Annotated in this window: 12 protein-coding genes and 1 pseudogene; 6 read left to right on the forward strand and 7 right to left on the reverse strand. The window is 72.5% G+C overall.

All coding sequences use genetic code 11. The annotated features are described in order from the left end of the window. Window positions 1-353, reverse strand: a pseudogene (locus B7L92_RS31550) (hypothetical protein); the annotation flags it as partial. A 151-nt stretch (window positions 354-504) separates the two neighbouring features. On the opposite strand from B7L92_RS31550, the gene B7L92_RS31555 reads away from it, so the two are divergent. Then, the gene (locus B7L92_RS31555; RefSeq protein WP_081240731.1) at window positions 505-1,662 is read left to right on the forward strand and encodes a cystathionine gamma-synthase; all 1,158 of its coding nucleotides are present in this window, start codon (window positions 505-507) and stop codon (window positions 1,660-1,662) included. Window positions 1,663-1,692: 30 nt separating this feature from the next. On the opposite strand, the gene B7L92_RS31560 is transcribed toward B7L92_RS31555, so the two are convergent. From B7L92_RS31560 to B7L92_RS31570, 3 genes are all read right to left on the reverse strand, one after another. Next, window positions 1,693-1,941 carry a hypothetical protein gene (locus B7L92_RS31560; protein ID WP_081240732.1) on the reverse strand — a complete coding sequence of 83 codons (249 nt, stop codon included), beginning with the start codon at window positions 1,939-1,941 and terminating at the stop codon, window positions 1,693-1,695. A 52-nt stretch (window positions 1,942-1,993) separates the two neighbouring features. After that, window positions 1,994-2,497: a sigma factor-like helix-turn-helix DNA-binding protein gene (locus tag B7L92_RS31565; protein ID WP_081240733.1), complete on the reverse strand. Its 504-nt coding sequence runs from the start codon at window positions 2,495-2,497 to the stop codon at window positions 1,994-1,996. A gap of 169 nt (window positions 2,498-2,666) precedes the next feature. After that, window positions 2,667-3,188: a MarR family winged helix-turn-helix transcriptional regulator gene (locus B7L92_RS31570; protein WP_081240734.1), complete on the reverse strand. Its 522-nt coding sequence runs from the start codon at window positions 3,186-3,188 to the stop codon at window positions 2,667-2,669. Between the two features lie 163 nt (window positions 3,189-3,351). On the opposite strand from B7L92_RS31570, the gene ilvA reads away from it, so the two are divergent. The 3 genes from ilvA (at window position 3,352) to B7L92_RS31585 (ending at window position 6,790) form a co-directional block, all read left to right on the forward strand. Next, a complete protein-coding gene (ilvA, locus tag B7L92_RS31575) occupies window positions 3,352-4,581 on the forward strand; it encodes a threonine ammonia-lyase (protein WP_081240735.1) in 1,230 nt (409 codons plus the stop codon). Window positions 4,582-4,898: 317 nt separating this feature from the next. Continuing rightward, window positions 4,899-5,942 (forward strand): ATP-binding cassette domain-containing protein, encoded by a 1,044-nt coding sequence (locus B7L92_RS31580; protein ID WP_081240736.1) that lies wholly within the window; start codon window positions 4,899-4,901, stop codon window positions 5,940-5,942. Next, window positions 5,939-6,790, forward strand: a complete 852-nt coding sequence (locus B7L92_RS31585; protein ID WP_081240737.1) for an ABC transporter permease — start codon at window positions 5,939-5,941, stop codon at window positions 6,788-6,790. Before B7L92_RS31580 ends, B7L92_RS31585 begins: the two co-directional genes overlap by 4 nt. Window positions 6,791-6,847: 57 nt before the next feature. On the opposite strand, the gene greA is transcribed toward B7L92_RS31585, so the two are convergent. Both greA and B7L92_RS31595 read right to left on the reverse strand, forming a co-directional pair. Continuing rightward, window positions 6,848-7,345 (reverse strand): transcription elongation factor GreA, encoded by a 498-nt coding sequence (gene greA, locus B7L92_RS31590; RefSeq protein ID WP_004984062.1) that lies wholly within the window; start codon window positions 7,343-7,345, stop codon window positions 6,848-6,850. A gap of 167 nt (window positions 7,346-7,512) precedes the next feature. Next, the gene (locus B7L92_RS31595) at window positions 7,513-7,911 is read right to left on the reverse strand and encodes a DUF4307 domain-containing protein (protein ID WP_081240738.1); all 399 of its coding nucleotides are present in this window, start codon (window positions 7,909-7,911) and stop codon (window positions 7,513-7,515) included. 147 nt (window positions 7,912-8,058) lie between these two features. On the opposite strand from B7L92_RS31595, the gene mca reads away from it, so the two are divergent. Together mca and B7L92_RS31605 are read left to right on the forward strand one after the other, a co-directional pair. Beyond that, a complete protein-coding gene (mca, locus tag B7L92_RS31600) occupies window positions 8,059-8,940 on the forward strand; it encodes a mycothiol conjugate amidase Mca (protein WP_081240739.1) in 882 nt (293 codons plus the stop codon). Further along, entirely contained in the window at window positions 8,933-9,193 is a 261-nt protein-coding gene (locus B7L92_RS31605) for a hypothetical protein (protein WP_174704050.1), read from the forward strand. Before mca ends, B7L92_RS31605 begins: the two co-directional genes overlap by 8 nt. Before the next feature lie 84 nt (window positions 9,194-9,277). Here the strand turns inward: B7L92_RS31605 and B7L92_RS31610 are convergent. Next, window positions 9,278-11,038: tetratricopeptide repeat protein (locus B7L92_RS31610; RefSeq protein ID WP_143626409.1), on the reverse strand; the 1,761-nt coding region annotated here is incomplete at its 5' end.

Raw genomic sequence — 11,038 nt, forward strand, 5'->3', positions numbered from 1 at the left:
GCCTCGCCCACCCCGCCGGGCCGCTGCTGCAGTTCCAGCGAGGCGGCGCCCGCGAAGGCCTGGACGCGCTGCCAGCGCAGCTCGCTCTCCCTGCCCGTACCGGCCAGCAGCTGCTGTGCCGCGCGGTAGTCCTGGGTGCGCTGCACCAGGTCCAGGACGTCCAGCAGGTCCTGGTCGGGGCCGGGCATGCGGATGTCCAGCTCCTCCTCGCGGGCGAAGCCGTAGTTCGCCGGGTCCGCCGCGTCCGGGTGGCCGGGCGGGACCAGCCCGACCGCACCGCGCCGGCGTCTGAGGAACGACGACATCACGACGCCCAGCATGACGAGCGCGATCAGGACCCAGAGAATCTCCATGCCACCAGCGAACCAGACCGCGGCGACAATTGGCCAACCCGTCGCCCGACCTGTGGAAAAACCCGGCTCATGGATCCCCGAGGAGGGCCAGGGCGCTCGTGCCCGCTCCTGGTCCGCCGTCCGCGCCGCCCGCCCACTACCCTCGGTGCTCATGAGCGACAGGCACATCAGTCAGCACTTCGAGACGCTCGCGATCCACGCGGGCAACACCGCCGACCCCCTGACGGGCGCGGTCGTCCCGCCGATCTACCAGGTGTCCACCTACAAGCAGGACGGCGTCGGCGGCCTGCGCGGCGGCTACGAGTACAGCCGCAGCGCCAACCCGACCAGGACCGCGCTGGAGGAGAACCTCGCCGCCCTGGAGGGCGGCCGCCGCGGCCTCGCGTTCGCGTCCGGACTGGCGGCCGAGGACTGCCTGCTGCGCACGCTGCTCGTCCCCGGCGACCACGTGGTGATCCCGAACGACGCGTACGGCGGCACGTTCCGCCTCTTCGCCAAGGTCGTCGCCCGCTGGGGCGTGGAGTGGTCGGTGGCCGACACCTCCGACCCGGCCGCGGTGCGGGCCGCCCTCACCCCGAAGACCAAGGCGGTCTGGGTGGAGACCCCCTCCAACCCGCTGCTCGGCATCACCGACATCGCCGCCGTGGCCCAGGTGGCCCGGGACGCGGGCGCCCGCCTCGTCGTCGACAACACCTTCGCCACGCCGTACCTCCAGCAGCCGCTGCTGCTCGGCGCGGACGTCGTCGTGCACTCCCTGACCAAGTACATGGGCGGCCACTCGGACGTCGTCGGCGGCGCCCTGATCACCGCCGACGCGGAGCTGGGCGAGGAGCTCGCCTTCCACCAGAACGCGATGGGCGCGGTCGCCGGCCCCTTCGACTCCTGGCTGGTGCTGCGCGGCACCAAGACGCTCCCGGTCCGCATGGACCGGCACAGCGAGAACGCGACCAGGGTCGCCGACATGCTCACCCGGCACCCGCGGGTGACGAGCGTCCTGTACCCGGGGCTGCCGGACCACCCCGGTCACGAGGTCGCCGCCAAGCAGATGCGGGCGTTCGGCGGCATGGTCTCCTTCCGCGTCAAGGGCGGCGAGGAGGCGGCCGTCGAGGTCTGCAACCGGACCGGGGTGTTCACGCTCGGCGAGTCCCTGGGCGGCGTGGAGTCGCTGATCGAGCACCCCGGCCGCATGACGCACGCGTCGGTGGCGGGCTCCGCCCTCGAGGTCCCCGGCGACCTGGTGCGGCTCTCCGTCGGCATCGAGAACGTCGACGACCTGCTCGACGACCTCCAGCAGGCGCTCGGGAAGTAAGGGCCGCGAGCCGGTCCGCGCCGGGCCGGCTCACCAGCCCGTCAGGGATGGGGTCGTCTCCGACGGCGGCTCCACCCAGGGACGGGCCGTCAGCGCCCACACCGTGACGGCCACGACCGCCGCGAGCACCAGCAGCCACATCGCGCGGCGGGCCCGCGCCCTGCGCCGCAGGATGCGGGCACCGCGGCGCGCGGCCTGCGCGGACAGCTCGGGCGGCACCGGGGGAGGCGACTGCCCCAGCAGCCGCCGTACGGCCTCCTCGCGGTTCATCCGGGCCATTCCCGCCCCCCGCCGTGGCCGTCGTCACCGGGACCCGTCCGTGCGGGCGGCCTCATGACGGCGCCGCCTCGACGCCTCCCACCGCCGGAGCCGGTTCCCGGGGCGGGTCCAGGAGGGCCGCCGTCGCGCGGTGGCAGATCGTCCGCACACGGTCCGCGGGCAGACCGAGCAGGGCCGCCGTCCGTTCCTCGGCGACGCCCTCGTGGAACCGCAGGACCAGGACCAGGCGTTCCCGCGGGGAGAGCCGGGCCAGGGGACTTTGCGGGAGGGGCCGGGAGCGGAGCAGGCCGCGGTGCCGGTGCCGGACACCGTGCGCGAAGCGGATCGCCAGGTACCGGCGGGTGACCTCGTAGGGATCGTCGCCGCGCAGCCGGTCCCAGGAGGCGTACGTGTGGGCCAGCGCACGGATCAGCAGGCGCCGCGCGTGCGGGTTGTCGTCCGGTGCCTCCGCGGTGAGCAGCGTCGCGGTGTGCAGCAGCCGGCCGCCCGCGCCCGCGACGTACGCCTCGAACTCGAGGGCCCGGCACAGATCCCGGGACGCCTGCCGTGGTCGCAACCGCGCCTCCCGCCCTCCCCGAACGGACCGGTCCCGGCCGCGTACGGCCTGCCGCGGGCGCGTACGACGGGGACCCGGTCTTCATATGAGGCCAGGGCGCGCCCCGCGGTCAAGGGCCGCGCACACCCGGAACCGGGCCGTCCCCGCGGGCGGCGGACGCCCGGGACGGTCAGGAGGCCGACTGCCCCTCCGGGTCCGCCGGCGTCCCCTGCGTCGACATCCGCGTGGACAGCGCGTCGTTGAAGCGCGTCAGGAGGGTGCAGAACGCCTCGCGCTCCTCCGGCGCCCAGTCGTCCGTCAGCTCGGCCATCAACGCACGCCGCGAGACGCGCACTTCCTCCAGCCGGGCCTGTCCGCGCGGGGACAGCTGGAGCACGACCGCGCGTCCGTCCTCGGGGTGCGAGGTCCGCTTGACCAGGCCGGTGTCCACGAGCGGGGCCACCTGCCGGGTGACCGTCGAGGAGTCGATGCCCATGCTCGCGGCGAGCGCCTTGACGCCCATCGGGCCTTCTTTGTCGAGGCGGTTGAGCAGCAGGTAGGCGGCGCGGTCCATGGAGTTGCGCACCTGGCCGACCCCGCCGAGCCGTGTCTGTTCGGCGCGTCGGGCGAACAGCGCCACCTCGTGCTGCAGCGTGTCGAGAAGACCGGTGTCACCGACGGCAGTTGCGTCCGTCGTCATGTCCATCGACATTTCAGGTGTTGTGGGCATGGCCGGGGGCTCACTTCGTGGAGGGCTTTTGTGTGGGGGACAAGGGTACGCGGCCGGAGGGCGGGCCGCGCGGGCGCTGCGCAAAGCGGAGTCCGCGGGTTGGTCACGGCGTTCACGGGCGTGTGGGGACTGCGATGCTGGAGGCATGAGCTACAGCACGGCCGGCTCCTTGCGGGCCGTCACCCTCGACGATGTGCGCGGCGCCCAGAAGATGCTCTCGGGGGTGGCGCGGGTGACCGCGATGGAGGGCAGCAGGCACCTGTCCCGGCAGGTGGGCGCACCGGTGCACCTCAAGTGCGAGAACCTGCAGCGGACGGGCTCGTTCAAGTTGCGCGGCGCGTACGTCCGGATCTCCGGGCTGCTGCCCGAGGAGCGTGCCGCCGGTGTCGTCGCGGCGAGCGCCGGCAACCACGCCCAGGGGGTCGCGCTGGCCTCGTCGCTGCTGGGGGTGCGCGCGACGGTGTTCATGCCGAAGGGCGCCCCGCTGCCGAAGGTCGGCGCGACCCGGGAGTACGGCGCCGAGGTGCGGCTGCAGGGCCAGGTGGTGGACGAGTCGCTGGCCGCCGCGCAGGAGTACGCGTACGACACGGGGGCGGTGCTCATCCACCCCTTCGACCACCCGGACGTCATCGCGGGCCAGGGCACGGTGGGCCTGGAGATCCTGGAGCAGTGCCCCGAGGTGCGGGCGGTCGTCGTGGGCATGGGCGGGGGCGGTCTGGCCGCCGGCATCGCGGTCGCGGTGAAGTCGCTGCGGCCGGACGTGCGGATCGTCGGTGTGCAGGCGGCGGGCGCGGCGGCGTATCCGCCCTCGCTGGCGGCCGGGCGCCCGGTGTCGGTGCGGAACCCGATGACGATGGCCGACGGCATCAAGGTGGGGCGGCCCGGGGACGTGCCGTTCGGGATCGTCGACGAGCTGGTGGACGAGGTGCGCACCGTCACCGAGGACGAGCTGTCCACGGCGCTGCTGCTGTGCCTGGAGCGGGCCAAGCTGGTCGTCGAGCCGGCCGGGGCGAGCCCGGTCGCGGCGCTGCTGAGCCGACCCGACACCTTCGACGGACCGGTCGTGGCGGTGCTGTCCGGGGGCAACGTCGACCCGGTGCTGATGGAGCGCGTGCTGCGGCACGGCATGGCCGCGCAGGGCCGCTACCTGGCCGTTCGGCTGCGCCTGACGGACCGGCCGGGCGCCCTCGCGTCGCTTCTCGGGACGTTGTCGGCGGTCGACGCCAACGTCCTCGACGTGAGTCACGTACGGACCGACCCGCGGCTCGGGCTCACGGAGGCGGAGGTCGAACTGCACCTGGAGACCAAGGGCCCGGCGCACTGCGCCGAGGTCGGCCGGGCCCTGCACGACGCGGGCCACACGGTGCTGGACTGACGCGGAAGGCCCGGCGTGAGGGCCCGGCGCGGACGACCCGGCGCGGACGCTCCGGCTCGGACGCTCCGGCTCGGACGGCCCGGCACCGGCGGGTGCCACGGCTCCCCGTCACCCGTTCGGGAAAATCCGTTGAGGGACGCGATACATCGCGTTACGGTGTGTGCCATCTCGCTGCCCGGCACCGCCCGCCCGGAGGAGAACCAGGAGGAGAGGGGGCCGGACGGGGCACACCGTACGAATCCGGTCTTTCCGAAGAATTTCCCGATGACCCCAATGACCCCAATGACTCCGATGACCCCGATGACGTGGAGACTCATATGCCAGGCGCCATCTATGCCGAAGGTCTGGTGAAGACCTTCGGGGACGTCAGGGCACTGGACGGCGTCGACCTCGACGTCCCGGAGGGCACCGTCCTGGGCCTGCTCGGGCCGAACGGCGCGGGCAAGACCACCGCCGTCCGCTGCCTGACCACCTTGCTGCGCCCCGACAGCGGCAGGGCGGTCGTCGCCGGCCTCGACGTGCTGAGGCAGCCCGACGCGGTGCGTCGCTCCATCGGCCTGTCCGGCCAGTTCGCGGCCGTCGACGAGTACCTGACCGGCCGCGAGAACCTGCAGATGGTCGGCCGGCTCTACCAGATGAGGGGGAAGGCGGCGAAGGCCCGCGCGGACGAGCTGCTGGAGCAGTTCCACCTCGCGGACGCGGCCGACCGCCCCGCCAAGACCTACTCCGGGGGCATGCGCCGCCGGCTCGACCTCGCGGCGGCCCTGGTCGTCTCGCCGCCCGTGATGTTCATGGACGAGCCGACGACCGGCCTCGACCCGCGCAACCGGCAACAGCTGTGGGAGGTGATCAAGCAGCTCGTCTCCGGGGGCACGACCCTGCTGCTCACCACCCAGTACCTGGAGGAGGCCGACCACCTCGCGCACGACATCGCCGTCGTCGACCGGGGCCGGGTCATCGCCCAGGGCACCTCCGACCAGCTCAAGGCCCGCACCGGCGGCGAGCGCGTCGAGGTCGTGGTGCACGACCGGGAGAAGGTCCGGGCCGCCTCCGCCCTCCTGGACAAGTACGGCCTGCGCGGCCCCGGCAAGGGCGACACCGCGGTCGAGGAGCACATGCGCAAGATCACCACGCCGGTCTCCGGCGGGGCGAAGCTCCTGGCCGAGATCATCCGTGAGCTCGACGCCCACGGCATCGAGATCGACGACATCGGCCTGCGCCGACCGACCCTCGACGACGTCTTCCTCTCCCTCACCGGACACGTCGCGGAGGCCGCGGACGCGGACGGGGGCGACGCCGGGCGCACCGCGCGCGACGCCGGGGGACAGGGACACCGCCACAGCAAGGAGGCCGCGACATGAGCGCCGTCACCGACGCCGTGCGGATCACGCCGCCCGGCAACCCCGTCGTCCGGTCGGTCCGGGACTCCCTGGTCGTCGCCCACAGGAACCTGATCCGGATGAGCCGGATCCCCGAGATGCTCGTCTTCGGGCTGCTCCAGCCGATCATGTTCGTGGTGCTGTTCACCTATGTGTTCGGCGGCTCGATCCAGGTGGGCTCCTCCAGCTCCACCCAGGCCTACCGCGAGTTCCTGATGGCGGGCATCTTCGCGCAGACCGTCACGTTCGCCACCGCCGGAGCCGGCGCGGGCATCGCCGACGACATGCACAAGGGCCTCATCGACCGCTTCCGCTCCCTGCCCATGGCGCGCGGCGCGGTCCTGACCGGGCGCACCCTCGCCGACCTGGTCCAGACGGCGCTCACCCTGTTCGTCCTCGCGGGCGTCGCCGTGCTGGTCGGCTGGCGCACGCACGAGAACGTCGGCAAGGTGCTCGCCGGATTCGGGCTGCTCCTGCTGCTCGGGTACGCGTTCTCGTGGATCGGCGCGCTCATCGGCCTGTCCGTGCGCACCCCTGAAGCGGCGACCTCGGGCGGTCTGATCTGGCTGTTCCCGCTGACGTTCATCTCGAACGCGTTCGTGGACGCGAACCAGATGCCGACCTTCCTGCGGCACATCGCGGAGTGGAACCCGTTCAGCGCCACCGTGCAGGCGTGCCGCGAGCTGTTCGGCAACCTCCCCCCGGGCTTCCAGGCGCCCGATGCCTGGCCCATGCAGCACCCCGTGTGGGCCTCGCTGATCTGGTCGGTCCTGATCATCGCGCTGTTCAGGACCCTCGCCGTGCGCAAGTACCGCTCGGCCGCGACATGACAAAGCCCCCGGCGCCGCACGGGGCGCCGGGGGTGGGTCGGAGACCTGCGGAGCGGGTCAGCCCTTGTACGGCTCGGCCTTGAGGATCTTCACCGAGGCCGTCTTGCCGTTCGGCAGCTCGTACTCCGCGTTCTCGCCGACCTTGCGGCCGATCACGCCGGTGCCCAGCGGGGACTGCGGCGAGTAGGTCTCGATCTCCGAGCTCGCGTACTCGCGCGAGGCGAGGAGGAAGGTCAGCGTGTCGTCCTCGTCACCGTCGAAGGCGATCGTCACGACCATGCCGGGCGCCACCGTGCCGTCGGCCGCCGGCGCCTCGCCGACCTTGGCGTTCTCGAGGAGCTGGGTGAGCTGGCGCACACGGAGTTCCTGCTTGCCCTGCTCCTCCTTGGCCGCGTGGTACCCGCCGTTCTCACGCAGGTCGCCCTCCTCGCGCGCGGCGGCGATCTTCGCGGCGATCTCCGTGCGCGCGGGACCAGTAAGGTACTCAAGCTCGTCCTTGAGCTTGTTGTACGCCTCCTGGGTCAGCCAGGTGACGTTCTCGCTGGTCTGGGTCACAGGTGCTCCTCGTAGGTACTGGGAATACAAAGCATCGCCCTCCTCGAAGGATGTTCCTCCACGGATGGGCGAAACCACGAGCCTAACAATTTCGTGCCCAAAGGGGGAGGACATAAGCCGCCGGACTCGCATCGGCGCAGGTCAGGCGCTGTGTATTCCCGGCGGCGTCAGCTCGCGTAGCAGCCGACGAGCTCGGCCGTCGACCCGGGGGAGGTCGTGCGGAGGGTGACGACCCTGTCGATGCGCGTCTCGTCCCCGTCGAAGCGGAAGTCGGCGCGGCCCACCTCGGCGCCGTTCGCGGCCTGGGAGCGCACCGTGCAGTAGCCGTCGGTCCCCGCGTCCTTGTGCACCTCCAGGTGCACCTTCACCGCGTCCTGCGAGAGGTCGAAACTGATCACCTCGGCGCTGATCTCGTTCTTGACGACGTGGTGGTAGCCGAACCAGCCGAGCAGCCCGATCATCACCACGGCCAGCACGGCGCCGACGGCCTTGAGCGTGCGGTCGGCGCGCTCGTCCGAGGAGCGGCCGTAACGGCCCTCGGGCAGCCGCGTGCTCGCCGTACTCATGATCGTCTCCTCGGCCGGAAGGGGACCCGGGCCCCGTCGTGGACGTGGACCCGGAACCCGGAATTATTCGCCCCCCGATTCGGTCACTATAGAAGCCTGCGACTGCGCCGCCGCACACAGGGCGCCTACCGACTTGAGGATTGAGTCTTGACTGACCAGCTACGACTGATGGCCGTCCACGCCCACCCCGACGACGAGTCGAGCAAGGGCGCGGCCACCATGGCGAAGTACGTGTCCGAGGGGGTGGACGTGCTGGTGGTGACCTGCACGGGCGGGGAGCGCGGCTCCGTCCTCAACCCGAAGCTCCAGGGCGACCCGTACATCGAGGAGAACATCCACGAGGTGCGCAGGAAGGAGATGGACGAGGCCCGCGAGATCCTCGGCGTCGAGCAGGACTGGCTCGGCTTCGTCGACTCCGGCCTGCCCGAGGGCGACCCGCTGCCGCCGTTGCCGGAGGGCTGCTTCGCCCTGGAGGACGTCGACAAGGCCGCCGGTGAGCTGGTGCGCAGGATCCGTTCCTTCCGCCCCCAGGTGATCACCACCTACGACGAGAACGGCGGCTACCCGCACCCCGACCACATCATGACCCACAAGATCACGATGGTGGCGTTCGAGGGCGCGGCGGACACCGCGAAGTACCCGGAGAGCGAGTACGGCCCGGCGTACCAGCCGCTGAAGCTGTACTACAACCAGGGCTTCAACCGCCCCCGCACCGAGGCGCTGCACCGGGCCATGCTGGACCGCGGCCTGGAGTCGCCCTACGGGGACTGGCTCAAGCGCTGGAACGAGTCCGAGCGCACGGAGCGCACGATCACCACGCACGTCCCGTGCGCCGACTTCTTCGAGATCCGCGACAAGGCGCTGATCGCGCACGCCACGCAGATCGACCCCGACGGCGGCTGGTTCCGGGTGCCGATGGAGCTCCAGAAGGAGGTCTGGCCCACGGAGGAGTACGAGCTCGCCAAGTCCCTCGTCGATACCTCCCTCCCCGAGGACGACCTCTTCGCGGGCATCCGGGACAATGCCTGACATGAGCGCAAGCCTGGCAGTCACCCACCTCGTCCCCCTCGCCGAGGAATTCGACAAGAACAAGGTCACCCCCGGTGTCCTCGGCTTCATCGTCTTCGCGGTGATGGCCCTGGCGGTCTGGGCCCTGATGAAGTCGATGAACCGCCACATGGGCCGGGTCGACTTCCCCGAGGCGGAGGGCCCGGAGAACCGGTCCGGGGACGGCACCGAGGCCTCCGCCGCCCCCGGCGGGGGCAAGAAGAAGAACGGCTGAGCCGCGGGGCGTGCCACGGGGCCGGGCGCGACGCCCGTGCCCACGGCACGCCCTGCCCGGCGTCCCGCCCCGGCCCACGGCGTCCTACGCCGTGGGCCCGACGGCGACCCCCATCACCTCCCGGGCCTGGCGGCCCGGGACCATGCCCAGGCGCCAGGCCTGCCAGCCCGCCTCCAGGCTGACGCCCCGCTCCAGCAGCAGCTGGTAGGCCTCCACGCAGTCGTCCAGCTTCCCGTCGCGGGAGGCGTGGGCGGCCCGGCCCAGCCGGGACAGCTCCTCCTGGGCCACCGCCGTGCCGACCTCCGTGCCGCCCGGGGCCGCGTACGGCAGGAGGGTGCAGCGCAGGAAACGGGCCCAGTCCTCGCCGCGGCGGTCGCCGTAGGACGTGAACAGGGTCACCGCCTCGTCGCACAGGGCCAGCGCCTGCTGGGTGCGGGCGTTGCCCGCGTCGACCACGGCCAGCTCCAGGCAGGTCCACGCCTCGCCGTGCGCCACACCGATGCGCTGGAAGTCGGCGCGGGCGTCGACCAGCAGCTGACGGGCGAAGCCAGAGTTGCGCAGCGAACCGGTCCGGGCCGCCCGCTGGTCGCGGGTCACCCGCGCCGAGTGGTGCCGGGCGCAGGCCAGACCGTAGACGTCCCGCATCCGGGAGAACATCGTGCGGGCGCGTTCCAGCTCGCGCACCGACCGGTCCAGGTCCCCGGTCTCCTCCAGCGCCTGACCCAGGTAGTACAGCGTCCAGGCCTCGCCCCGCGCGTCCTCGTTGTCCCGGTGCCGGGCGGCGGCCCGCCGCAGGTCCTCCACCGCCTCGGAGGCGTCGCCGTCCACCAGCCGGGCCCGGGCGAGCTGGGTCAGCGCCCAGGCCTCGCCGCGGCCGTCACGGGTGCGGCCGTACAGCTCGAGGGCCGCGCGCAGCTCACCCTCGGCGCGCGGCACGTCACCCGTGCGCAGAAAGAGCTGGCCGAGCTGGTAGTGCGCCCAGGCCTGGCCGTGCACGGACTCGCCCGCCCGGTGCAGCACCAGGGACTCGGTCAGCAGGTCCAGCGCCGGGGACAGCCGGGCCCGGTCCCGCTCGACCGCCGCCAGCGCGTGCATCGTCCAGGCGCGGTCCGTGGCCAGCTCGGGAACGGACTGCAGGTCGAGGGCCTCGTGCAGCTTCGCCGCCGCCTCGGTCAGGTTGCCCTGGTGGTGCAGGGTGATGCCGAGCGAGGTCAGCGCACGGGCCGCACCCGCCTCGTGGTGCGCCTCCCGGTACAGGTCCACCACCGACGCCAGGGTCGTGCGCGCCTTGTCCAGCTCGCCCAGCTGACGTGCCGCGATGCCGGTGCGCCACTGCACCGAGCGCACCAGCAGGCCCTCGTCCACCGCCTGCGCCAGCTCACTGATCTCACCGAGGCGGTACAGGTCGCCGCGCAGCAGGCAGTAGTCGCACAGCGCGCCCAGGAGGTTCAGCACCGCCGCCCGGTCCACGCCCTCCGCGTGCCGCAGCGCCGCCGTGATGAAGCTCGACTCGTCGTCCAGCCAGCGCAGCGCCTCGTCCAGCGAGGTGAAGCCGTACGGGCCGAAGCGGTCCGAGCGGGTCGACATGGGGCCGTCGACCAGCCGCAGCACCGAGTCGGCCAGTTCGGCGTAGTTCACGATCAGCCGCTCCTGCGCCGCCGTGCGCTCGGCCGGGTCCTCCTCGTCGAGCAGCCGGGCCAGCGCGAAGGCGCGCACCAGGTCGTGCAGCCGGTAGCGGCCGTGCCGCACCCGGTCGAGCAGGCCCGCGCGGGACAGCGCCTCCAGGTACCGGACCGCCTCCGCCTCGTCGGTGGCGAGCAGTGCCGCCGCCGCGGCGGCGCCCAG

This window comes from Streptomyces viridosporus (assembly GCF_002078235.1).
GTDB lineage: Bacteria > Actinomycetota > Actinomycetes > Streptomycetales > Streptomycetaceae > Streptomyces > Streptomyces viridosporus.

What these genes read in the sequence shown, in the direction of transcription:
- B7L92_RS31560 (WP_081240732.1), bottom strand. Translation starts at nt 1,941, where the DNA reads ATGGCCCGGATGAACCGCGAGGAGGCCGTACGGCGGCTGCTGGGGCAG.
- ilvA (WP_081240735.1), top strand. Translation starts at nt 3,352, where the DNA reads ATGAGCTACAGCACGGCCGGCTCCTTGCGGGCCGTCACCCTCGACGAT.
- B7L92_RS31595 (WP_081240738.1), bottom strand. Translation starts at nt 7,911, where the DNA reads ATGAGTACGGCGAGCACGCGGCTGCCCGAGGGCCGTTACGGCCGCTCC.
- B7L92_RS31570 (WP_081240734.1), bottom strand. Translation starts at nt 3,188, where the DNA reads ATGTCGATGGACATGACGACGGACGCAACTGCCGTCGGTGACACCGGT.
- B7L92_RS31585 (WP_081240737.1), top strand. Translation starts at nt 5,939, where the DNA reads ATGAGCGCCGTCACCGACGCCGTGCGGATCACGCCGCCCGGCAACCCC.
- B7L92_RS31580 (WP_081240736.1), top strand. Translation starts at nt 4,899, where the DNA reads ATGCCAGGCGCCATCTATGCCGAAGGTCTGGTGAAGACCTTCGGGGAC.
- B7L92_RS31605 (WP_174704050.1), top strand. Translation starts at nt 8,933, where the DNA reads ATGCCTGACATGAGCGCAAGCCTGGCAGTCACCCACCTCGTCCCCCTC.
- B7L92_RS31555 (WP_081240731.1), top strand. Translation starts at nt 505, where the DNA reads ATGAGCGACAGGCACATCAGTCAGCACTTCGAGACGCTCGCGATCCAC.